Source organism: Neisseria sicca, from assembly GCF_003044565.1.
Classification (GTDB): domain Bacteria; phylum Pseudomonadota; class Gammaproteobacteria; order Burkholderiales; family Neisseriaceae; genus Neisseria; species Neisseria sicca_A.
Window position 1 is genome coordinate 56,503 of record NZ_POXG01000002.1, and the last position, 24,115, is coordinate 80,617.

The 24,115-nt window shown below is 51.0% G+C and carries 19 protein-coding genes, 1 tRNA gene and 1 pseudogene; 8 read left to right on the forward strand and 13 right to left on the reverse strand.

All coding sequences use genetic code 11. The features are described 5' to 3' along the window. Positions 1–264: 264 nt before the first annotated feature. From DBZ16_RS04820 to DBZ16_RS04835, 4 genes are all read left to right on the forward strand, one after another. Positions 265–1,575 (forward strand): paraquat-inducible protein A, encoded by a 1,311-nt coding sequence (locus DBZ16_RS04820; RefSeq protein ID WP_107813165.1) that lies wholly within the window; start codon positions 265–267, stop codon positions 1,573–1,575. Continuing rightward, a complete protein-coding gene (gene pqiB, locus DBZ16_RS04825) occupies positions 1,572–3,233 on the forward strand; it encodes an intermembrane transport protein PqiB (RefSeq protein WP_107813166.1) in 1,662 nt (553 codons plus the stop codon). The genes DBZ16_RS04820 and pqiB overlap by 4 nt, the downstream gene beginning before the upstream one ends. Further along, positions 3,233–3,751 carry a PqiC family protein gene (locus tag DBZ16_RS04830; protein WP_107813167.1) on the forward strand — a complete coding sequence of 173 codons (519 nt, stop codon included), beginning with the start codon at positions 3,233–3,235 and terminating at the stop codon, positions 3,749–3,751. Before pqiB ends, DBZ16_RS04830 begins: the two co-directional genes overlap by 1 nt. A 66-nt stretch (positions 3,752–3,817) precedes the next feature. Further along, entirely contained in the window at positions 3,818–4,459 is a 642-nt protein-coding gene (locus DBZ16_RS04835; RefSeq protein ID WP_107813464.1) for a glutathione S-transferase family protein, read from the forward strand. A gap of 86 nt (positions 4,460–4,545) precedes the next feature. Here DBZ16_RS04835 and gloA read toward each other — a convergent pair whose 3' ends face one another. Next, positions 4,546–4,953, reverse strand: a complete 408-nt coding sequence (gene gloA, locus DBZ16_RS04840) for a lactoylglutathione lyase (protein ID WP_003756006.1) — start codon at positions 4,951–4,953, stop codon at positions 4,546–4,548. 165 nt (positions 4,954–5,118) lie between these two features. On the opposite strand from gloA, the gene dacB reads away from it, so the two are divergent. After that, complete coding sequence (dacB, locus tag DBZ16_RS04845) at positions 5,119–6,558, forward strand: D-alanyl-D-alanine carboxypeptidase/D-alanyl-D-alanine endopeptidase (protein ID WP_107813168.1); 1,440 nt, start codon at positions 5,119–5,121, stop codon at positions 6,556–6,558. A gap of 103 nt (positions 6,559–6,661) precedes the next feature. Here dacB and DBZ16_RS04850 read toward each other — a convergent pair whose 3' ends face one another. Next, on the reverse strand, positions 6,662–7,738 hold the full coding sequence (locus DBZ16_RS04850) for a TerC/Alx family metal homeostasis membrane protein (RefSeq protein ID WP_107813169.1): 1,077 nt from the start codon (positions 7,736–7,738) through the stop codon (positions 6,662–6,664). Positions 7,739–8,443: 705 nt separating this feature from the next. On the opposite strand from DBZ16_RS04850, the gene putP reads away from it, so the two are divergent. Then, the gene (gene putP / locus DBZ16_RS04855; protein ID WP_107813170.1) at positions 8,444–9,970 is read left to right on the forward strand and encodes a sodium/proline symporter PutP; all 1,527 of its coding nucleotides are present in this window, start codon (positions 8,444–8,446) and stop codon (positions 9,968–9,970) included. Between the two features lie 276 nt (positions 9,971–10,246). Further along, a complete protein-coding gene (putA, locus tag DBZ16_RS04860) occupies positions 10,247–13,852 on the forward strand; it encodes a bifunctional proline dehydrogenase/L-glutamate gamma-semialdehyde dehydrogenase PutA (protein ID WP_107813171.1) in 3,606 nt (1,201 codons plus the stop codon). A gap of 301 nt (positions 13,853–14,153) precedes the next feature. Here the strand turns inward: putA and nqrF are convergent, their stop codons facing one another. The 7 genes from nqrF to DBZ16_RS04900 form a co-directional block, all read right to left on the reverse strand. Continuing rightward, positions 14,154–15,371, reverse strand: coding sequence for an NADH:ubiquinone reductase (Na(+)-transporting) subunit F (gene nqrF, locus DBZ16_RS04870; RefSeq protein ID WP_003741084.1), 1,218 nt, complete (start codon positions 15,369–15,371; stop codon positions 14,154–14,156). A gap of 13 nt (positions 15,372–15,384) precedes the next feature. Then, on the reverse strand, positions 15,385–15,978 hold the full coding sequence (nqrE, locus tag DBZ16_RS04875) for an NADH:ubiquinone reductase (Na(+)-transporting) subunit E (protein WP_003741087.1): 594 nt from the start codon (positions 15,976–15,978) through the stop codon (positions 15,385–15,387). A 3-nt stretch (positions 15,979–15,981) separates the two neighbouring features. Further along, on the reverse strand, positions 15,982–16,608 hold the full coding sequence (locus tag DBZ16_RS04880) for an NADH:ubiquinone reductase (Na(+)-transporting) subunit D (RefSeq protein WP_107813172.1): 627 nt from the start codon (positions 16,606–16,608) through the stop codon (positions 15,982–15,984). Next, a complete protein-coding gene (locus DBZ16_RS04885; protein ID WP_107813173.1) occupies positions 16,608–17,384 on the reverse strand; it encodes a Na(+)-translocating NADH-quinone reductase subunit C in 777 nt (258 codons plus the stop codon). Before DBZ16_RS04885 ends, DBZ16_RS04880 begins: the two co-directional genes overlap by 1 nt. Continuing rightward, on the reverse strand, positions 17,377–18,609 hold the full coding sequence (locus tag DBZ16_RS04890) for an NADH:ubiquinone reductase (Na(+)-transporting) subunit B (protein WP_107813174.1): 1,233 nt from the start codon (positions 18,607–18,609) through the stop codon (positions 17,377–17,379). Before DBZ16_RS04890 ends, DBZ16_RS04885 begins: the two co-directional genes overlap by 8 nt. A gap of 2 nt (positions 18,610–18,611) precedes the next feature. After that, positions 18,612–19,955, reverse strand: coding sequence for a Na(+)-translocating NADH-quinone reductase subunit A (locus DBZ16_RS04895; protein ID WP_107813175.1), 1,344 nt, complete (start codon positions 19,953–19,955; stop codon positions 18,612–18,614). Positions 19,956–20,320: 365 nt separating this feature from the next. Beyond that, positions 20,321–21,742: a sodium:proton antiporter gene (locus DBZ16_RS04900; protein WP_107813176.1), complete on the reverse strand. Its 1,422-nt coding sequence runs from the start codon at positions 21,740–21,742 to the stop codon at positions 20,321–20,323. Between the two features lie 555 nt (positions 21,743–22,297). Here DBZ16_RS04900 and DBZ16_RS04910 point away from each other — a divergent pair. Further along, a tRNA-Ile gene (locus tag DBZ16_RS04910) sits at positions 22,298–22,373 on the forward strand. Positions 22,374–22,450: 77 nt separating this feature from the next. Here the strand turns inward: DBZ16_RS04910 and DBZ16_RS16615 are convergent. The 4 genes and pseudogenes from DBZ16_RS16615 to DBZ16_RS04930 all read right to left on the reverse strand — a co-directional run. Beyond that, positions 22,451–23,419, reverse strand: a pseudogene (locus DBZ16_RS16615) (tyrosine-type recombinase/integrase); the annotation flags it as partial. Next, the gene (locus DBZ16_RS04920) at positions 23,302–23,631 is read right to left on the reverse strand and encodes an excisionase family DNA-binding protein (protein ID WP_070603262.1); all 330 of its coding nucleotides are present in this window, start codon (positions 23,629–23,631) and stop codon (positions 23,302–23,304) included. The gene DBZ16_RS04920 and the pseudogene DBZ16_RS16615, both read right to left, overlap by 118 nt. Then, a complete protein-coding gene (locus DBZ16_RS04925; protein WP_049224457.1) occupies positions 23,628–23,891 on the reverse strand; it encodes a hypothetical protein in 264 nt (87 codons plus the stop codon). Before DBZ16_RS04925 ends, DBZ16_RS04920 begins: the two co-directional genes overlap by 4 nt. Continuing rightward, positions 23,885–24,115 carry a hypothetical protein gene (locus tag DBZ16_RS04930; RefSeq protein WP_107813177.1) on the reverse strand — a complete coding sequence of 77 codons (231 nt, stop codon included), beginning with the start codon at positions 24,113–24,115 and terminating at the stop codon, positions 23,885–23,887. Before DBZ16_RS04930 ends, DBZ16_RS04925 begins: the two co-directional genes overlap by 7 nt.

The following is a 24,115-nucleotide window of genomic DNA, read 5'->3' on the forward strand; positions in this document are numbered from 1 at the left end:
TTAGGAATATATATCATTTCTATTACAATAGCAAGAATTTAACTTGCTATTATTTACATAAACCTGTTGTTTCTACATATTTGCAACAAATATGACAAAGGGTCGTCTGAAAGCGTTTCAGACGACCTCAATTTGATTACAAACAATACTATTTATATAGTCATAATTCGTTTTCCAGACACTATCTCCCCCATATGTAAGCAATTTGGGCTATCCCTATGTTTTCCTTTATAATACCTGCCTCTTTGACCTCTTCCCTCCTCCATGAAACCGATTCCTAGCTATACGCGCTGGTGGCGTTATAAATCCTACCTACCCGACGCATCGCTGCCGGCGCATACGGTGGATTGCCCGGACTGCGGCAACCGCATGGATATTCCGCGCCTGCGGCAGGGGCAGGAAGCGCATTGTCCGGTGTGCAATCATGAAGTGGTCGAGGTGGAAAACAATCCTTATGTTGCCCCGCTGGCTTACGCGACGACTTCGCTGATTTTGATGGCGTTTGCGTACAGCATGGTTTATATCCGCGTGGAACTCTTCGGCGTAACATCCGTCCTGTCGCTGCCGGAAATGATGCGGCTTTTGATTTATCAGGATTACGGTTTTCTGGCGGAAGTGATGTTTGTCCTCACTTTTGGCGCGCCGGTATTGTTTTTGCTGCTCTGCCTCTATGTTTATACTGCGCTGGTGCGCGAGCGGGCGTATCCTGCACTGCGGTTTGCGACGCGGGTTTTGGTCAGGCTGCGCCATGCGATTATGGTGGATGTGTTTTTTATTTCCACTTTGGTGGCGTATATCAAGCTCTCGTCTGTGGCGGCGGTAGAATTCGGCTCGGCGTTTTATTTGATGTTTGCGCTGTCAGTCATGCTGATTCGGACTTCGGTCTCGATTCCGCAGCATTGGGTTTATTATAAAATCCACAGACTGACGGGCGGGGATGCGGTGCAAACGGCATCTGACGACAAAACTTGTTGCAGCCGTTGCCTGTATTTCCGCGATAAAGACGAGCAGCCTTGCGAGGTCTGCGGTGCGGATTTGTATTGCCGCCGTCCGAAAAGCCTGAGCATTTCGCTGGCGTTTTTGATTGCGGCGTTTATCCTGTATTTCCCTGCGAATATTCTGCCGATTATGATTTCGTCGAACCCTACCGCGCTGGAGGTCAATACGATTTTCAACGGCATTGTGTATATGTGGAACGACGGCGACAGGCTGATTGCGGTGATTATTTTCAGCGCGAGTATTTTGGTGCCGGTATTGAAGATTATCGCGATGGCGGTTTTGATTGCATCCGCTTATTTCAAACCGCCGATGAGCGCACCAAAAATGTCGGTGCTTTACCGGATTACCGAATCCATCGGCCGCTGGTCGATGATTGATATTTTTGTGATTATTATTTTGATGAGCTCGTTCCACACCAACATGGCGCGCGTCGTCCCCGGCGGGGCGGCGGTTTATTTCTGCCTGGTGGTGGTATTGACCATGCTGTCTGCCTATTATTTCGACCCCCGCCTGATTTGGGACAGACACCAGCAGCTTTCAGACGACCCCGATTCCGACGATAACCAGAAACAATGAAAAAACACGATTCTTCTCAAACACATCGCGCACCTGCGCGTGTCAAAAAAACCAATGTCTTCACGTCTATCGTGTGGCTGATTCCGCTGATTGCGCTGATTGCAGGCGGCTGGCTGCTGGTGAAAGACATCCGCAACCGAGGTCCGGTCGTCACGCTTTTGATGGACAGCGCGGAAGGCATTGAGGTCAACAACACGGTGATTAAAGTATTGAACGTCGATGTCGGACACGTTACCCGCATCAAGCTGCGCGATGACCAAAAAGGCGTGGAAGTCACCGCCCAGCTTAACGCCGATGCGAAAGACCTCATCCGCAGCGATACGCAGTTTTGGGTGGTCAAGCCCCGTATCGACCAAAGCGGCGTAACGGGTTTGAGCACGCTCCTGTCTGGTTCGTATATCGCGTTTACGCCCGGCAAAAGCAATGAAACGAAGGACGTATTTGAAGTTCAGGACATTCCGCCGATTGCCGCCATCGGACAAAGCGGCCTGCGCCTGAAGCTGGTCGGTCAAAACGACAAAATCCTCAACGTCAGCAGCCCTGTGCTTTATGAAAACTTTATGGTTGGACAGGTCGAAAGCGCGTATTTCGAGCCTGCCGACCAAACCGTGCATTACACCATCTTCATCCAAAGCCCGAACGATAAATTGATTAATTCGGAAAGCCGCTTTTGGCTGGAGAGCGGCATCAATATCGAAACCACAGGCAGCGGCGTAAAACTCAACTCTGCCCCTCTGCCCGCGTTGCTTTCCGGCGCGATTTCGTTTGATTCGCCGAAAACCAAAAACAACAAAAATGTGAAAAGCGAAGACAGTTTTACGCTTTACGACAGCCGCAGCGAAGTGGCAAATCTGCCCGACGACCGTTCGCTGTATTACACTGCGTTTTTCAAACAGTCCGTGCGCGGTCTTACCGCAGGCTCGCCCGTCGAATATAAAGGGCTTAATGTAGGTGTGGTTTCCGATGTTCCCTATTTCGACCGAAACGACAGCCTGCATCTGTTTGAAAACGGCTGGATTCCCGTGCGCATCCGCATCGAGCCGTCGCGCATGGAAATCAACGCTGACGAACAAAGCAAAGAGCATTGGAAACAACAATTCCAAGCGGCTTTGGGCAAAGGTCTGACCGCCACTATCTCCAGCAACAATCTGCTGACCGGCAGCAAAATGATTGAATTGAACGACCAGCCTTCTTCTTCGCCCAAGCTGCGACCGCACACCGTTTACGCAGGCGATACCGTCATTGCCACACAAGGCGGCGGTTTGGACGATTTGCAGGCGAAAGTGGCGGACTTGTTAGAGAAATTCAACAACTTGCCGTTGGATAAAACCGTTGCCGGGTTGAACGGCTCGCTAGCCGAGCTCAAATCCACCCTAAAATCCGCCAATGCCGCCCTAAGCTCTATCGACAAACTGGTCGGCAAACCGCAAACGCAAAACATCCCCAACGAGCTGAACCAAACCCTGAAAGAATTGCGCCAGACCCTGCAAGGCGTATCGCCGCAATCGCCCATCTACGGCGACGTACAAAATACCCTGCAAAGCCTAGATAGAACCCTCAGAGACGTACAGCCCGTCATTAATACTTTGAAAGAAAAACCCAACGCGCTGATTTTTAACAGCAGCAGCAAAGACCCCATCCCGAAAGGAAGCCGATAATGCGCCTCTTCCCGATTGCCGCCGCCCTGACGCTTGCCGCCTGCGGCACTACGCAAAGCCCGCAATATTTCGTCCTGCCCGACAGCCAATACATCCGGCCGGCGGCGCAAGGCAGCGAAATCGCGGTCAAAGTCAACCTTACCGAACCGCTCGCCAACGGCGGCCTCGTTTACCAAACCGACGCATATCATATGAATTTGGCGAAGAACCACCTTTGGGCGGCACCGCTCGACGGCGCGCTGGCGGCGAACTTCAGCAACAAACTCAACCGCCTCAACCCGCGCCATACTTTTGTCCCCGCCGCACGCAGCCAAAGCGCCCAAACCCTGAAAATCTATGTTGAAGCCTTCCAAGGCAGCTACCAGGGACAGACTACCGTCAGCGGCTACGCCCTGTGGCCGGACGGACGCAACAAACCGTTTGACGTTACCACCCCGCAACAAGGCGACGGCTATACCGCCATGCTGGAATCTTTGGAAAACGGTTTGAACGAAGCGGCAAAAAGCATCGCCTATTGATGAGGTCGTCTGAAAACCAGCCGTATGGGTTTCGCCAAAACCATTCATCGTGCAAAAGGAAAAGACATGCACAACATCACGCTCTATACCCATCCCTTTTCACGCGGCAGATACGTCGTATGGATGCTCAAAGAATGCGGCACGGAATACACCGTCGTACCTATCCAGTTCGGCGCACAAATGAAATCCGCCGAATATCTCGCCATCAATCCACAAGGGCAAGTCCCCGCGCTCAAATTCGGTGATGCCGTACTGACTGAATCGACCGCTATCATTACCTTTTTGGCGGAACAATTCCCCGACAAACACCTCATCCCCGCAGCGGGTACGGTGGAACGCGGAGAATACTACCGCTGGATGTGCATATTGATGCACCTCGAATACGCAGGCTTCAACAAACTGCACAACCTGCCTGTTGAAACGCCCGAGTGCCGCCGCCAAATCGGTTACGGCGATTTTGATACCGCATGGAACACATTGCGCGAACACTTGAAAAACCGCGACTACATCGTCGGCAACAGCTTTACCGCGATGGATTTGTACTGCTCCGCACTGATTCTGCACTTAACGCAAAATTGGAAAGTGTTGCCCGCCGATGAAACCGACGTATTGCAACGCTACGCCGCCAAACATCTCGCCCGCCCCGCTTTCGCTGAAACCACGGTATGGATGCAGGAAATCGCCGCCCAAATGCCGCCTGTGGCATAAATCATGGCTATTAAAACAAAAAGGTCGTCTGAAAACCCGATTGAGAAGGGTTTTTCAGACGACCTTTTTATCAGACGATTGGAAAATCAGTATTTCACTGAATCATTGCCGCTGTTTTTTTGGATAAATTCGATTTTATAACCGTCAGGATCTTCGACAAAAGCGATAACGGTTGTGCCGTGCATCATCGGTCCTGCCTCGCGCACGACTTTTCCGCCTTTTTGTCTGACCCGTTCGCAAGCCTCATACGCATCATCCACTTCTACCGCGATATGACCGTAAGCATTGCCGATATCGTAGCTTTCCGTATCCCAGTTGTGCGTCAATTCCAGTACGGTATTTTCAGCCTCATTACCATAACCGACAAACGCCAGAGTAAAACGTCCTTCGGGATAATCGTGGCGGCGCAGCAAAGACATACCTAAAACATTTTGATAGAAGTCCAAAGATTTTTCGAGGTTGCCAACGCGCAACATCGTATGAAGCAGTCGCATAATGTATTCCTTTTATCTTGTTTTAAAAACGAATTCTATCATAGTTCGTCCTAAGCGCCGATTGTCTGCACCGAACGAAATAGTGACACATTTCATCCATAAGGAACAACTTTTTCAGCCGCCAAGCAGCCATCCTCGTTTTTCAGACGACCTTGCTTTATAATTATGCTTTATGTGTTTTTCAGAACTATCATGAAGTTAAGACAAACAGCCGCTCTTTTATGGCTGTCCATCCTCTCTTTGCCGGCATTTGCCATCGATTTCGGCCGCATCCCTCAAGACGAAATTTCTGTGTATGTTCAAGAATTGGACAGCGGAAACGTCTTGGTCGACCACCGTTCGAATGTGCCGGTCAACCCCGCATCGACCATGAAGCTGGTTACAGCGTTTGCCGCATTTAAAGCCTTGGGCGGCGATTATCGCTGGACGACACAATTCAAAAGCGACGGCACGATTCAAGGCGATACCTTGCAAGGCGATATTTATTGGGTCGGCAGCGGAGACCCTGTTTTCGACCAAGAAGGCTTGGTCGGGATGCAGCAGCAATTGCGCGATAAAGGCATACGCAAAATCACCGGCGGCTTGGTACTCGACCGCCATTTATGGGGAGATATTCAAAATCCGAGCGATTTCGAATCCGATATCGGCTCTCTATTCATGACGCCGCCCGACCCGAATATGCTGGCTTACAAAGTCGTATCGGTCAAACCAGAACGCAACGACATAGGCGGCGTAGATCTTGTGACCAACCCGCCCCTCCCCGATATTAAAATCGACAACAAAATCAACGTCACGCCATCAAACACATCCTGCAAAGCCTTGCAAAACCATATGCGCGCAAACTACAAAGGCGGCGTATTGCATGTTTCCGGCAAAGTTCCGGAATCGTGTTTGGGCAATGAAATGTACGTCAACATGCTGAACATGCGTGAATTTGTACAAAAAAGCTTTATCAACCAATGGCGTTACTCAGGCGGAGAAATTACCGACGGCATCAAGGTCGCATCCGTGCCGCCCCATGCCAAAACGCTGGCGGTACACCAATCCAAACCCATGTCTGCCATTTTGACGGACATGAACAAATATTCAAATAATTTGATTGCGCGCTCCGTATTTTTGAAATTGGGCGGCGAACATTCCGGCAACTCTGCTTTGCAGCAAGCCTCTTCAGCCGTAAAACGTGAATTGGCTACCGCGGGCGTGGATACGGAAAATTTGGTCTTGGAAAACGGCTCCGGTTTATCCCGCCGCGAACGCGTCAGCGCAAATATGCTCGCGCAAATGCTGGAAAAAGCCTATTTCAGCCCGTTCAAACAAGACTTCATCGACACCTTACCCATCGCCGGTCAAGATGGCACGCTGAAATACCGCCTCAAACAAGCAGGTCCTGCCCTGCGCCTGAAAACGGGAACGCTCAAAGACGTACGCGCTCTCGCAGGATACTGGTTAGGGGATAAGCCCATGATTGTAGTCGTCGTGATTAACAGTCCGAATGCAACCAACTATCTAAACGACTTGGATAAACTGGTTTCAAAAATCGTACAGCCGGGCGGCGATACTTGGATAGATGCAAGAATGAAGTGCGAAGAACGGATGGAAGCTTAAAACATAAATACACTTCAGGCAGCCGAGAAATGAAATTCCGGCTGCCTGAAGTGTATTTCAGAGGTTGTAAATCCTACTGTTTCGTTTCCTTCCCCGAAGCAGATCACGAATCGGCTTTACCTTTATTTTTCTTATCAGGAAAAATGAAGGAAGCGGCAATCCCGCAAGTCAGTACAACCAATACAACCAGCAAAGACGTATTGGGAGAAATGTCCCATCCGTGATGGAACATATGGTTACTTGCCGACAAGCCCAGTTTGGCAGCGATGAAGAACAGCAACACAACCACAGCTTTTTCCAAATGAACCAAATAGCCCTTCAACGCTTCCAATACGAAATAAAGCGTACGCAAACCCAAAATGGCAAACATCATGGCGCTGTAAACAATCAACGGTTCTTTAGATACGGCAATCACCGCAGGTACGCTGTCAAACGCGAACATCACGTCCGACAACTCAATCACTGCCAAACATAAAAACAGCGGCGTTGCGACCAACTGCCCTTTACGCATTTTCTGAGGATGGTTATTTTCAGGATGCTTGAGGTCTTCACCCGCCGGTTCAAGCCGCACCTCGGGATATTGCTCATGCGCCTTTTTCAACTCCTCGCCATTCAAGAAGAAATGGCTGCCGTAAAGACGGGGGAACACGGGGAAGAAGCGATGGACGACACGATACGCCAAGTGTTCGGAATAATCGGCATCTTCTTCACCCTCTTCTTCATCCCGACGCAGCATCATAACGGCGGTATAGCCGACAATGACGGCGAAAACCACTTCTACAATCGGTCCCAACGCCAACAGTCCGGCACCGATGGCGACAAAAATCATGCGGAAAATAATCGCGCCGATAATCCCCCAGTACAAAACGCGGTGGCGCAGGCCTTCAGGCACTTTAAACCAAGCAAAAACCGCCATCATTAAAAACAGATTATCAACGGACAACACTTTTTCCAAAGCATAGCCGGTAAAGAACAGGCTGGCGGCTTCACTGCCGTGATGAACCCATAAAAATGCGCCGAACAAAATCGATATCAACACCCAAAATAGCGACCATATCGCAGCACTTTTCAGCGACATCGGTTTGTTGTCCTTATGGGCGAACAAATCGATGGCAATCGCGCCCACAGACAAAATCACGAAAACGGCGACGGTTTCAATGGGGAAACCCAAATGGTTCATAAAAAGCCTTTGTTATCAAAATAAAGCGTAAGTATAGTGAAACAACGCGGAATAATATAGAGAAATCCAATAAAGATAATGTAATATAGTGGATTAACTTTAAACCAGGACGGCGTTACCTCGCCTTGTCGTACTACCTGTACCGTCTGCGGCTTCGTCGCCTTGTCCTGATTTAAAGTTAATCCACTATATTTTCGACAACCGGCACAAACCCGATTCCGCTCTTTATCCATACCCAACAGTTTGCCAAGGGGTCGTCTGAAATTTTCAGACGACCCCTTGGCTTGCACATTCGTCCTACAAAATCATCTCCGATTTATTCAACTTGTTGTCTGACTACACCCAATCCGCATCCGTTTCCAAACGCTTCGGAAAGATAGTTTCAAACCTATTCGGATGCAATATATTTCAAAATGATTTGTAAACTAATGTTTTTAATATGGTTTGAAAAATATTTGAGTAAAACCGGCGGGCAACGGTCATCATGAGCTTTGCAAGCTTTCTGTTTTCAGGTATGCTCAAACAGATTATTTACAATTTCATATGCCTCAATTACATATCCATTTGAATTAATAAATAATTTATTTTCAATAAGCTACAAAAAATAGAAATTTCCGCTGTATTTTAATTAGAAAAATGTTTGGGCGTGGATTGCCTGCAATTTCATCAGCCCGTGATTTTGAAGTTTTAGATGAGGAATAGTACATGAATCCCATGTATATCACTTTTGCAATCTATCTGGTTGCTGTTCTCTTGATTGGTCTGGCCGCGTATTTCTCCACGCGCAATTTCGATGATTATATTTTGGGCGGCCGCAGCTTGGGCCCGTTCGTTACGGCGATGTCGGCGGGCGCGTCCGATATGTCGGGCTGGCTTTTGATGGGTCTGCCCGGCGAGATTTATCTTTACGGTTTGAATAAATCTTGGATTGCCATCGGTTTGGTGATCGGCGCGTATTTCAACTGGCTTTTGCTAGCTGGTCGTCTACGCGTTCATACCGAACATGCCAATAACGCGCTGACGCTGCCGGATTATTTCTTCCACCGCTTCGGCGCGGGCGGACATTTGATGAAAGTGGTTTCCGCGCTGATTATTCTGTTTTTCTTCACGATTTATTGCGCTTCGGGCATTGTGGCGGGGGCAACCTTATTCCAAAGCCTGTTTGAAGGCATGACTTACAAGCAGGCGATGTGGCTGGGCGCGGGTGCAACCATTGCCTATACCTTCTTGGGCGGATTCTTGGCGGTCAGCTGGACGGATACGCTGCAAGCTTCTTTGATGATTTTTGCGCTGATTTTGACACCTATGATGGTGTATTTGGGTCTGGGCGGTGCAGAACAAATGTCTGCCGCGATTCAAAGCGTTGCCGCAAGTACAGGCAAGGAATATAACAGTCTGCTTGCCGGCACGACCGTTATCGGTATTATTTCCACAGCTGCATGGGGCTTGGGCTATTTCGGTCAGCCGCACATTCTGGCGCGCTTTATGGCGGCTGAAAGCGCGAAATCGCTGGTGTCCGCACGCCGCATCGGTATGACTTGGATGGTGTTGTGTCTGGCAGGCGCGGTAGCGGTCGGTTATTTCGGTATTGCGTATTTTGGTGCGAATCCCGACCAAACCGCTTCCATGCACGGCAACCACGAGCGTATCTTCATCGCGCTTTCTACTTTATTGTTCAACCCTTGGATTGCAGGCATTATTTTGAGCGCGATTTTGGCGGCGGTCATGTCCACTTTGTCTTGCCAGCTTTTGGTTTGCTCCAGCGCAATTACCGAAGACTTCTATAAAGGCTTTTTGCGCAAAAACGCGCCGCAGTCAGAATTGGTGTGGATTGGTCGTCTGATGGTATTGGCGATTGCCATTATCTCGATTCTGATTGCTTCCGACCCTGAGAGCAAAGTTTTAGGCTTGGTATCTTATGCGTGGGCAGGTTTCGGCGCGGCGTTCGGTCCGATTGTGATTCTGTCGGTATTGTGGAAACGCATTACGGCATACGGCGCTTTGTCCGGCATGATTGCTGGTGCGCTGACTGTGGTGGCGTGGGCGGAGTGGGTCAAGAAACCGGCTTTGGCTGTAAATCAAACCGGTATTTGGACCATGTACGAAATCATCCCCGGCTTCATCGCTTGTTTGGTGGTCGCTATTGTGGTTTCACTTATCGACAAAGAGCCGTCTCGTGAAGTCCAAGAACGTTTTGAAAAATCGGACACAGAATACCGCGAGGCGAAATAAGTGTTTTCAGACGACCTGCCGTTGACCGCAGGTCGTCTGAATTTTTATATAGGGAGGCAGGTTTTATTTTTATATTGATGCTCATGCGGATAATGCACTCTTTGGGCTTTATCTGCTTTTTATCAAAGCAAAAAATCCTGTTTTTGAGATAAATTGCTTGTCCGGCCCTTATAAATTTATTAAGATATTATCTATATGCTTTAAATCTTTTCAGACGACCTCGAAAAGGGATGGGGTCGTCTGAAAATCATCATAAAAACTTTGGAGAACCTTAAAATGTTTGACTTTGCTTTTCCGACACAAACGCCACTGCGCCAAGCGATTACCGATGCTTACCGCCGCAACGAAATCGAAGCCGTTCAAGATATGCTGCAACGCGCCCAGATGAGCGATGAGGAGCGTCGGGCGGCGTCCGAACTCGCGCGCCGTTTGGTTACGCAGGTTCGTGCCAGCCGCACCAAAGCCAGCGGGGTGGATGCGCTGATGCACGAGTTCTCGCTCTCCAGCGAAGAAGGCATTGCGCTGATGTGTCTGGCGGAGGCTTTGCTGCGCATTCCCGACAATGCGACGCGCGACCGCCTGATTGCCGACAAAATTTCCGAAGGCAACTGGAAAAGCCATTTGAACAACAGCCCGTCCCTGTTCGTCAACGCCGCCGCATGGGGCTTGCTGATTACCGGCAAACTGACCGCGCCGAGCGACAAGCAGATGGGTTCGGCTCTGAACCGCCTCGTCAGCAAAGGCGGCGCGCCCCTGATCCGCCAAGGCGTGAACTACGCCATGCGCCTGTTGGGCAAGCAGTTTGTTACCGGACAAACCATTGAAGAAGCCCTACAAAACGGCAAAGAGCGCGAAAAAATGGGCTACCGCTTCTCCTTCGATATGTTGGGCGAAGCCGCCTTCACCCAAGAAGATGCCGACCGCTATTACAACGACTACGTTCAAGCCATTCACGCCATCGGCAAAGACGCCGCCGGGCAAGGCGTTTATGAAGGCAACGGCATTTCCGTCAAGCTTTCCGCCATCCATCCGCGCTACTCCCGCGCCCAACACGAACGCGTGATGAGCGAACTCTTGCCTCGTCTGAAAGAGCTGTTCCTTTTGGGTAAAAAATACGATATCGGTATCAACATCGACGCTGAAGAAGCCAACCGTTTGGAGCTGTCTTTGGATTTGATGGAAGCACTCGTTTCCGACCCCGATTTGGCGGGTTACAAAGGCATCGGCTTTGTCGTTCAGGCATATCAAAAACGCTGCCCCTTCGTCATTGACTATCTGATTGACCTTGCCCGCCGCAACAACCAAAAACTGATGATCCGCCTCGTTAAAGGCGCGTACTGGGACAGCGAAATCAAATGGGCGCAAGTGGACGGCCTGGACGGCTATCCGACCTACACCCGCAAAGTCCATACCGACATCTCCTACCTCGCCTGCGCGCGCAAACTGCTGGACGCGCAAGACGCCGTGTTCCCACAATTCGCCACCCACAACGCCTACACCTTGGGCGCGATTTACCAAATGGGCAAAGGCAAAGACTTTGAACACCAATGCCTGCACGGCATGGGCGAAACCTTGTACGACCAAGTGGTCGGCCCGCAAAACTTAGGCCGCCGCGTGCGCGTGTACGCTCCGGTCGGTACGCACGAAACCCTGCTCGCCTACTTGGTACGCCGCCTGTTGGAAAACGGCGCGAACTCGTCGTTTGTCAACCAAATCGTCGATGAAAACATCAGCATCGACACGCTGATCCGCAGCCCGTTCGACACCATCGCCGAACAAGGCATCCATCTGCACAACGCCTTGCCGCTGCCGCGCGATTTGTACGGCAGGGGTCGTCTGAATTCTCAAGGCGTCGATTTCAGCAACGAAACCGTGTTGCAACAGCTTCAAGAAAAACTCAACCGAGCCGCCGCGCAAGACTTCCACGCCGCGTCCATTATCAACGGCAAAGCCCGCGATGTCGGCGAAGCGCAACCGATTAAAAACCCCGCCGACCACGACGACATCGTCGGCACAGTCAGCTTTGCCGATGCCGCGCTTGCCCAAGAAGCGATTGGCGCAGCCGTTGCCGCGTTCCCCGAATGGAGCGCGACGCCAGCCGCCGAGCGCGCCGAATGCCTGCGCCGCTTTGCCGATTTGCTGGAACAGCACACCCCAGCGCTGATGATGCTTGCCGTGCGCGAAGCAGGTAAAACGCTGAACAACGCCGTCGCCGAAGTGCGCGAAGCCGTCGATTTCTGCCGCTACTACGCAGGCGAAGCCGAAAACACCCTGCCCAAAGATGCCAAAGCCGTCGGCGCCATCGTCGCCATCAGCCCGTGGAACTTCCCGCTCGCCATCTTTACCGGCGAAGTCGTTTCCGCATTGGCAGCTGGCAACACCGTTATCGCCAAACCTGCCGAACAAACCAGCCTGATTGCCAGCTACGCCGTCTCCCTGATGCACGAAGCAGGCATCCCGACTTCCGCCTTGCAACTTGTCCTCGGCGCAGGCGATGTTGGCGCGGCACTGACAGGCGACCCGCGTATCGGTGGCGTGATTTTCACCGGATCGACCGAAGTGGCGCAACTGATTAACAAAGCCCTTGCCAAACGCGACGACAGCCCCGTATTGATTGCCGAAACCGGCGGTCAAAACGCCATGATTGTCGATTCTACCGCGCTGCCCGAGCAAGTTTGCTTGGACGTGCTCAACTCCGCCTTCGACAGCGCGGGACAACGCTGCTCCGCCTTGCGTATCCTTTGCGTTCAAGAAGATGTCGCCGACAAGATGCTCGCCATCATCAAAGGCGCGATGGACGAATTGGTCGTCGGCAAACCCGTTCAGCTCACCACCGACGTAGGCCCCGTCATCGATTCTGAAGCGCAGCAAAACCTGCAATCGCATATCAACAAAATGAAGGGCGTTGCCAAGTCTTACCACGAAGTCAAAGCCGCTTCCGACGTTGACCCTGCGAAATCCACCTTCGTGCTGCCGATTTTGTTCGAACTCAACAACTTGAACGAACTCACCCGCGAAGTTTTCGGTCCTGTGCTGCACGTTGTCCGCTACCGCGCCGACGAGCTTGACCAAATCATCGACCAAATCAACAGCAAAGGTTACGCGCTCACCAGCGGCGTACACAGCCGCATCGAAGGCACGGTCAAACGCATCCGCGAGCGCATCGAAGCGGGCAACGTTTACGTCAACCGCAACATCGTTGGCGCCGTCGTCGGCGTACAACCGTTCGGCGGACACGGTATGTCAGGTACAGGTCCGAAAGCAGGCGGTTCGTTCTATCTGCAAAAACTGACCCGCATTCCCGAATGGGTTGCCCCGCCGCTGAGCCGCATCGGACAAGCAGACGAAGCCGCGCTCAAACGCCTCGAAGCCCTGATTCACAAGCTGCCGTTTAATGCGGAAGAGAAAAAATCAGCGGCATCGGCATTGGGACACGCCCGCATCCGCACCCTGCGCCAAGCAGAATCTGTCTTGGTCGGCCCGACCGGCGAACGCAACGCCCTGAGCTGGCGCGCGCCCAAACGCGTCTGGGTACACGGCGGCAGCCTCCTGCAAGCCTTCTGCGCCCTGACCGAACTTGCCGCCGCAGGCATCGTAACCGTCGTCGAACCCGACAGCCCGCTTGCCGCCTACACCGCCGACCTTGAAGACCTGTTGCAAGTCAACAGCAAACCTGAAAGCACAGGCGTAAACCACGTCGCCGCCCTAAGCCCGCTGGACAGCAGCCGCAAGCAAGAACTGGCAAAACGCGACGGCGCACTCATCCGCATTCTCCCGTCCGAACAAGGCTTGGACATCCTGCAAGTGTTTGAAGAAATTTCTTGCAGCGTCAACACCACAGCCGCCGGCGGCAACGCCAGCCTGATGGCAGTTGCCGACTAAAAGGAGTGAATAAACGCAAGAGCGTTTGAAACAAAGGTCGTCTGAAAACGTTGGCGAAACCCGCCAAGTCCGTTTTCAGACGACCTTTTTCTATTTTGATAAAAGAGCCATCCTCTCAAGTCCAATGTATTCGGCAATGAAGCAGGAGACTGAAATATATAGTGGGCACAATGAGAAAACCGCCTCCCTCGCCATCCCTATAATACTTAATGGCAACAAAATCCCCTGCTTCTATTTCAATTCACATCCACAAAAAAAGGAAGAAACCGAGGTTTCTTCCTTTTGCATTTGAGGTAAAATTTTAACCGCCGAAGTCATCCAAGAGGATGTTTTCATCTTCCACACCCAAGTCTTTGAGCATTTTGATGACGGACTGGTTCATGATCGGCGGGCCGCACATATAGAATTCGCAGTCTTCCGGTGCTTCGTGGTTTTTCAGGTGGTTTTCGTAAACCACGTTGTGGATGAAGCCTGTGTAGCCGTCCCAGTTGTCTTCCGGCAGCGGGTCAGACAGGGCGACGTGCCATGTGAAGTTCGGGAATTCCGCTGCGAGTTGGTCGAAGTCTTCGACATAGAACATTTCGCGTTTGGAGCGTGCGCCGTACCAGAAGGTGATTTTGCGTTTGGAGTTCAAACGTTTCAGCTGGTCGAAAATGTGGGAGCGCATCGGAGCCATACCTGCACCGCCTCCGATGAATACCATTTCAGCATCGGTGTCTTTGGCGAAGAATTCGCCGAACGGACCGGAGATGGTTACTTTGTCGCCGGGTTTGAGCGACCAAATGTAAGACGACATTTGTCCCGGAGGCGCATCGGGTACGCGCGGAGGCGGCGTGGCGATACGCACGTTCAGCATGATGATGCCTTTTTCTTCAGGGTATGAAGCCATGGAGTAGGCGCGCAAAATCGGCTCGTCCACTTTGGAAACGTATTGCCACAGATTATATTTGTCCCAGTCTTCGTGATATTCCTTAGGAATGTCGAAGTCTTTGTAGGCAACGGTGTGCGGCGGAGCTTCGATTTGGATGTAGCCGCCGGCGCGGAAGGGAACTTCCTCGCCTTCGGGAATGGCAAGCTTGAGTTCTTTAATGAACGTGGCTTTGTTGTCATTGGAGATGACGGTGCATTCCCATTTTTTCACGCCGAACACTTCTTCAGGGACTTCGATGTCCATGTCGGTTTTGACGTTGACCTGACAAGACAGACGGCAGCCTTCTCGTGCTTCGCGTTTGCTGATATGGGACAACTCGGTCGGCAGAATGTCGCCGCCGCCGCTTTTCACGACAACGCGGCATTGTCCGCACGAACCACCGCCACCGCAGGCGGAGGGTACGAAGATGCCTTGGCTGGCAAGCGCGCCCAACAGTTTGCCGCCAGCGGGCATAGTCAGCTCTTTTTCATCATTGACTTTGATGGTGATGTCGCCTTCGCTCACCAGCTTGGATTTGGCAAACAGAATCATCAGTGCCAAAGCCAAGACGATGACGGTAAACATCACGATACCTAAAATAATTTCCATGCCGAATCCTTTCTTATAACTGGATGCCGGAGAACGACATAAACGCCATCGCCATCAGGCCGGCGGAGATAAAGGTGATGCCCAGTCCTTTGAGGCCTTTGGGAGCGTCCGAATATTTCATTTTTTCGGTAATGCCCGCCAAAGCGACAATTGCCAACATCCAGCCTAAACCGGCGCCGAAGCCGTACACGACGGATTCGCCGAAGTTGTATTCGCGTTGCGCCATAAACGAAACGGCACCGAAAATCGCGCAGTTTACGGTAATCAGCGGCAGGTAAATACCCAGTGCGTTATAGAGGGCAGGGAAGAATTTGTCCAAGAACATTTCCAAAATCTGCACCAAAGCTGCAATCACGCCGATGAAGGTGATGAATTTCAGGAAGGTCAAATCCACGCCTTCGACAATCGCGCCATCTTTGAGCAGCGAGTAAACGAGCTGGTTGGCAGGGACGGACAGACCGAGTACGAAAGTAACGGCAACGCCCAAGCCGAATGCGGTGGATACTTTTTTCGATACCGCCAGAAAAGTACACATGCCCAAGAAGAAGGACAGCGCCATGTTTTCAATAAAGACGGATTTCACAAAAAGGCTTAAGTAGTGTTCCATGTCTTATTTCTCCGCCTGTTCGGGTTTCCAAGTACGCAAACCCCAAATCAAAAAGCCGATGATGAAGAACGCGCTCGGTGCCAGCAGGAAGAGGCCGTTGGTTTGATACCAGCCGCCGTCCTGTACGGTTTGGAAAATGGTGTACCCAAAGAGTTTGCCCGAACCGATCAATTCACGGATGCTGGCGATAATAATCAGCAACATACCGTAACCCGCGCCCTGACCGATACCGTCCACCAAGCTTTCCAGCGGCGGCTCTTTCATGGCGAAGGCTTCGGCACGACCCATCACGATACAGTTGGTAATAATCAGACCGACAAATACGGAAAGCTGTTTGGACAATTCGTAGGCATAGGCCTGCAATAATTGGTCAACCAGCGTAACCAGCGACGCGACAATCGCCATCTGCACGATAATGCGGATGCTGTTCGGAATGTAATTGCGCACCAGCGAGATGAAGAAGCTGGAAAAACCGGTTACCAAACTGACGGAAATACCCATCACGATGGCCGTCTGAAGTTTGGTGGTAACCGCCAGCGCCGAACAAATACCCAAAACCTGCAAGGCAATCGGGTTGTTGTCGATAAAGGGTGAAAACATTAAATATTTCAAGCGTTTCATATCAGCCATTATTGTGCTCCTGCTGATTTCAATTTGTTCAGGTAGGGGATATAGCCGTTTTCGCCGAACCAGTAATCGAACGAACCTTGCACGCCTTTGGAAGTCAGCGATGCGCCGGAGAGTGCATCTACGCCGTGTTCTTTATCTGAACCTGCGCCTTTGCCGACGTGCAGGGCAAGTTTGCCTTGTTCGTCAAAGAGTTTTTTGCCGACGAATTTTTGTTGCCACAACGGATTGCCGATTTCGCCGCCCAAGCCTGGAGTCTCGCCTTGGTCGTAGTAGGTAATGCCGTTGATGGTATTGCCATCAGGTTGGATGGCGACGAAGCCGTACATGACCGACCACAGACCGTTACCGTGCATAGGCAGGATGATTTGGCTGACTTTGCCGTCATCACCTTTTACCAAATAAACTTCGGTGTATTTGGCGCGGCTCTTGATGCCTGCCAAATCGTCTTCAGGTTTGATTTGGATGCTTTGCGCGGGATCTTTGGCGGCAACACGCGCGCTGAAGTCTTTCGGCGCGTCTTTCACATATTCGCCGGTCGCCAAATCGACCACGCGTTGTTCGATGCGGTCGGTAAAGGTTTTGCTGATGTCGGTATTTTTATCGAGCAAACCGGCAACGCTCAGGATGTAGCTTTGTTTATCCTGAACCTTTTGTTTTTCCTGCACCGGTTTCAAGCCGACAACCGCGCCCGCCACGATGACCGAGCAAATCAGGCTGACCGCCAACACCACAATCAGCGTGCCGCTGAAGCTGTCTTTATCGAATTTCTTAGCCATTGCTGCGCGCCTTTCTGCGTTTGATGTTCGCTTGTGCGACGAAATAGTCGAAAATCGGGGCAAACAGGTTGGCAAACAGAATCGCCAACATCATGCCTTCAGGGTAAGCCGGATTGACCACACGGATTAACACGCACATCACGCCGATTAGCGCTCCGTACCACCATTTGCCGACATTGGTAAAGGAAGCGGAAACGGGGTCGGTCGCCATAAACAACATACCGATGGCGAAGCCGCCGACGACCAGATGCCAGTACCAAGGCATGCTGAACATCGGGTTAGTGTCTGAACCGATGACGTTAAACAGCGAAGACATGGCAATCATACCGATCATCACGCCGGCAATAATGCGCCAAGAAGCGATGCGGGCAAACACGATAAACGCGCCGCCGATTAAAAGCGCCAAAGTGGATACTTCGCCGATGGAACCTGGCACGTTACCGATAAACGCATCCATCCAAGTGATGGATTGATTGGTAACAGCATTTTTCAGGCCTTCCGAACCGTGTGCCGCCCATTGAGCCAACGCGGTTGCGCCGGAATAGCCGTCAACTGCCGTCCAAACGGTGTCGCCGGTAATATTGGCGGGATAGGCGAAGAATAAGAAGGCACGGCCTGCCAGCGCAGGGTTCATAAAGTTTTTACCCGTACCGCCGAATACCTCTTTCGCAACCACCACGCCGAAGGTAATACCCAAGGCAGCCTGCCACAGCGGCAGCGTAGGCGGAACGATTAAGGAGAACAAAATCGAAGTAACGAAGAAACCTTCGTTGATTTCGTGTTTACGCACGGTGGCGAACAAAACTTCCCAGAAACCGCCGACGGCAAATACGGTCGCGTAAATCGGCAGGAAGTAAATCGCGCCGAACAGCATTTTGCCCAACACGCCCGCTTCAGACGACATATTGATGCCCAAAGCGTTGGCAAGGGCGTAGTGCCAGTCGTTGGCGATGTTTTGTTGCAGCAAATCGGGCGTCAGCGCGCCGAATGCCTGTGCGCCGACGTTGTACATACCGAAGAACATGGCGGGGAACAAAGCCAGCCATACCAAAATCATCATGCGTTTGGAGTCGAGCGCGTCGCGGACGTGTGCCGCTTTGCGCGTTACCGCGCCGGATGTGTAGAAAATCGTCGCCGCAGCTTCATAGAGGGCATACCATTTTTCATGTTTGCCGCCCGGCAGGAAGTGCGGTTCGATTTTTTCCAGAAAATGTTTCAAGCCCATAATCAGCCTTCCTTCTCAATGGTTTCCAGCACCTTGCGCAACAGCGGGCCGTATTCGTATTTACCCGGGCAGACGAAGCTGCACAAAGCGAGGTCTTCTTCGTCCAATTCCAAGCAACCCAAAGCCTGCGCGCTGTCGGTATCGCCGACGATTAAATCGCGCAAAAGCAAGGTAGGCAGGATGTCCAGTGGCATCACGCGCTCGTAAGTACCGATAGGCACCATGGCGCGGTCGCCGCCGTTGACGGCTGTCGTGAACTTGAAGAGTTTGTTTTTCAGGAAATGACCGAGGGTCGTACGCGTAATCGAGTATTTGTCCGGCTGCGGCGCAACCCAGCCGAACAGCTCTTTGCTGCGGCCTTCTTCGATAACGGAAATCTGATTGTGGTAGCGTCCCAAATAATCATGCGCGCCTTGTGCAATTGCGCCGTTCAATACCGAACCGGAAATCACGCGGTTGTCCGCGGCAACCAATTCACCGGCGGTAATTTGTGACACCTTCGCACCCAAAACGGTACGCAAGAGGCGCGGTTTGTTGACTTGCGGGCCGCCCAAAGCAACCACGCGCTCGGCGTTCAGACGACCTGTTACGAACAAACGTCCGATGGCAATCACGTCTTGATAATTGATTGTCCAAACGGTTTTATTCGCGCCGACAGGCTCGATGAAATGAATGTGCGTGCCGCTCAAACCCGCAGGATGCGGGCCGCCGAATTCGTGTGTTTCAATGTTGGCGGCGTTTTCAGACGGCACGTCCGCACCGGCTGCCTTACAAACATGGATTTTGCGTTCGGTCAGACAGCTCAACACCAGCAAACCTCGTCTGAAATCCTCGACGGCTTCTTTGATCACGACCACAGGGTCTGCCGCCAGCGGATTGGTGTCCATCGCATTGACGAAAATGGCGAACGGCTCAGCATCGACGGCAGGAATTTTGCTGAACGGACGGGTACGCAGCGCAGTCCACAAACCGGATTGAATCAGATTGCGGCGCACTTCTTCGCCGCTTAAGTTTGCCAACGCATCGGGCGCATAGCGTTCGAACTCGATTTCGTCATCGCCCTCAACGGCAATCACGACCGACTGAAGCACGCGCTTTTCGCCGCGGTGAATCGCAGCGATTTTGCCGGAAGCCGGCGCAGTAAACACCACGCCCGGATTTTTCTTGTCTTCAAACAGCACTTGGCCTTTTTTGACGGCATCGCCTTCCTTGACTTTCATCGAGGGGCGCATACCGGCATATTCTTCGCCAAGCAACGCGACTTCGGTAATGGCCGGACCGTCGTAAACGGCTTGCTCCGGTCTGCCCGCGATGGGCAGGTCTAGGCCTTTTTTGATTTTAATCATAGGTTTGCATTACTTGTGATGAGTTAAACAGAATAAAATGATCCAACTTTTCAGACGACGTTTGAAACTGGAAAGCGTGGGAGAGGTCGTCTGAAAGTAAAGCCTTACTTACGGAAAACAACAATCAAATGAAAACTGTAAAGTGTTTGATTTTAGCAGGAACAGCCCGCTTTATGTCAGATTTACGCAGATTTTTTCCAGCCTTCTACCCCATGTCTCGTACGAAATAAGCCTTCAATAAAAGCACAACATATTGATGCCAAAAATTAATCTCTTCAAAACAAGCGGCAGAATACAAAAAGGTCGTCTGAAAACCGAATCACAAGAATCAGGTTTTCAGACGACCTTTTGAGGACAAGCAAGTATCAGAACAACTGCCAAACAAAGAAAATCAGCGTATGCAGTATAAACAGCGGAATCAATATCCCTACCGACCACATCATATAACCAAAGAAAGTCGGCATTGGAATACCGCGCTGCTCGGCAATCGCTTTAACCATAAAGTTCGGCGCATTACCGATATAAGTGAGCGCGCCCATAAACACCGAACCCATGGATATAGCCAGCAGCGAATGGAACAAATGCCCCGTCATCAGAGCCTGAGCATCACCGCCCGCCATATTGAAGAACACCAAATAAGTCGGCGCATTATCCAAAAAGGCGGACAACAAACCGCTCATCCAGAAATACATCGTATTAATCGGATTGCCTGCGGCGTCATGCACCAACGACACCACCGCACCCAGTGCACCCGCCTCGCCTGCCTTCAAAATCGCCAAAACAGGGGAAATCGTAATGAAAATACCCAAAAACAGTTTGCCCACTTCGGCAATCGGGTCGAAATTGAATTCATTGCCCGCCCTGACCTGCTTGGGCGTAATCAGCAGCGAAACAATGGTCAACACCAGCAAAATCACATCGCGGACCAAGTTTTGCAAAGCATAGTGGCTGCCAAAAATTTCAAATCCCGGATGATTGGGCTTCCACAAGCCGGACAGCAAAACCGCACCGACCACGCCCGCCAGCAGCAGGAAGTTCCATTTACCGGAAATCCGTAAATCTTCCTCGACTTCCTCTTCCTGCTGAATCTGTTCCACAGTAGTTTCACTCGCGTGATAGCGGCTGTCGATAATATAAAACACCAGCAACAGCACCACCGTACTGATCAATACGGGCATCAACATGTGTTTCACCGTCCACATGAAATCCACGCCCTTCAAGAAGCCCAAAAACAGCGGAGGATCACCCAACGGCGTCAGTCCACCGCCGATATTTGCCACTAAAAAAATAAAGAATACAACGATATGTACTTTTTTCTTGCGGTAATGATTTGCTTTCAGCAGCGGACGAATCATAAGCATCGCCGCACCGGTCGTTCCCATAAAGGAAGCCATCACCGTACCCGCCGCCAACAACCCGGTATTCAGCGCGGGCGTACCGTGCAGCTTACCCCAAACCAAAATCCCGCCCGAAATCGTGTACAAAGCCAAAAGCAGCAGGATAAAGGGGATATATTCCTCAACCAACGCATGGGCAACCGTATGCACACCCGCCCCGAAACCGAACACAACGGCGAACGGAACCAAAAACAGCAGTGTCCAAAACGCCGTAATCTTGCCGAAATGGTGGTGCCAAGTATGTGCGAAAAAGAGCGGCCCCAACGCAATAGACAAAAGAATCAACGCAAACGGCGCACCCCAAAACAGACTGAGCGACGCGCCGTCAAAATCAGCAGCGTGCGACAAAGTAGGGAATAAGATGAGGGATAAAATTGGTAAGCGGCGCATTGTTTTTCCTTGTTTTTCTTACAGACAAAAGCCCGAACAAACACGCCCGCACAATGCCGAGAAGTCAAACAGAAAACACCTGCGACCCATCCTGACATTGAACGGAGAAATGTTGCCATACGTAAACCTTGTTTGATTGTAAGTGAAAACCCCGCCCCAAACCAGTCAAAATAACCGACCGCCCAACCCTGTTTCCCAATCTTCAAGCACCTGTTACACCCTACTCAGCCAACCATATTTTCAAAATCCTTTTGAAAATAGAATGCTAGGTCATCAATAATGTAAACTATCGAAATATAACTTTAGATTTATTCTTTCAAAAATTTACAATCAGACCATCAAGCAAACCAATCTGCTGCTGCTTAAATCAGGGTTCAAATCAAGGCAGCCAATCACAGACAACCCAAGTTTGCTGCACTGTAGTGACCAAAATTAAGACGATTCACAATATATTTCATCAATATAAAATCGACCGACAATAACACACACATTATCTTTTTCAGACGACCTTGTAAGCGGAATAATTTATGATACAATACGCCCCTACTCTTGAACGGGTCTGTAGCTCAGGGGTTAGAGCAGGGGACTCATAATCCCTTGGTCGTGGGTTCGAACCCCACCGGACCCACCAATCAAATCAATGACTTGCGTAAGCTTGGCATTTTTTTCGGGTCGGCACTGTGTCCAATTTGTGTCTTTACATAGCCCGATTCCGTCCAATACCTCGGCATGGGCTTGAAGATGTTCCGCCGACAAATGTGCGTAACGGCGTACCATCTCAACGCTTTCCCAACCACCCATCTCCTGTAAGGCGGACAACGGCACGCCAGACTGAACCAGCCAGCTTGCCCACGTGTGCCGAAGATCGTGCCAGCGGAAATCAGAAATTCCTGCCTTTTCCAAGGCGTTTTTCCAAATCCTCGAGCTGATGCTTTGAACTTTTCGTCCATTGGAATAAGTAAAGACAAATCGGGAATGCTTCCCCATCTGCCTTGATATTACACCTATGGCCGTATCATTCAGGGCAACACCTATCGCCTTGCCTGATTTGCTTTCGTCAGGATGTATCCATGCGGTTCTCCCCGTCAAATCCACTTGCTGCCATTCCAAGTCCAAAACATTGCGCTGGCGCAATCCCGTGGATAAGCTGAATATGACCATTTCGGCCATATAGTCGGGCAAGGAGGCAATCAACCTATTTGCCTCATCTTTCGTCAGCCAGCGGATCCGCCGTTTAGGCTCTCGATAAAGCGTCAGATGGGGAGCCCTTTCCAACCACCCCCATTCCTTGACGGCTTTGTTCAGTATGGCGCGAATCAGCGCAAGATAACGGTTTTTCGTGCTGTCGGAGCAGTTCTTTTTTGCGACGGTATCCATGATGAAATCACGGGTCAAGTGATGCAGGTAAATCCCGCGCAGTTCCGGCAGACCACGCAATCTGCACAAATCGTTCCCGATGCTTTTCTTGCTGCCATTCTCTTCAATCCATTTGACTGCGGCCTCCTCCCACAGCCGTTTCGGTTTTTCGTCAAAATGCTCGTGCTGCCATAACTCGTATGTCAATTTATTGTGCAGCCTTTGCGCTTCCTGTTTGTTTTTAGTGCCAGCAGACTGTCTAATTCTGCGGCCGCTTTCTGTCCTAATATCGACGTAGTAAACGCCTTTTCGTAAGTAGATCGGCATTTTGCTTTGCTCCTGTGTTCGAGCGAAGCCTGCACCTGTTCATTTTCTTTTTGCATCAGGAAAACGTCAAGTGCGGCTTGGGTAATACAATAACGGCGGCCAGGTCGGCTGGCCTCAAGCATCCCTTTACGGATGTATTGTCGGATGGTTTCGGCGTGGCATTTGCAGTATTCTGCTGCCTCTTCCACGGTGTAGGTTTTGCTCATTCTGCCTCCCGCATCACTTCGAAAACTTTAAACGGCGCAGTTTCGGTCAACTGTTCCAGTTTTCTGAGGGCCAAATAGCGTTTGATGCGCGGTTCGAGCATCAGATAGTATTCTTCATTGACATAAAAAAGCAGGCACATATCGTTGCCTGCTTCCGTCTGCACCGGTATCAGCCGGTAATGTGGATAATCTTCCTCTGCCGGAATTACAATGGAAGGTATCTTTACCGTACTGACGGGATTTTTTTTGTCAATCAGCATTGGTGCTTCCTTTTTTCTATTTCGTTTTGGAGTCGGTAAAAACCGCATACTTTTTCGGCTTTTTCAGCAAACGTTTGCCGCCAGCCGTTGGCAGACCTCGAACGACTCAGGGCAATGTTTGCCTCGTAAACGGCATCTTTAAATTCGATGATTAAAACCAACGGCCAACCGCCGATTCCTTCTGGCGGCTTTGCAAGCAGGGTCTTGTAACTTTTCTCATCCAC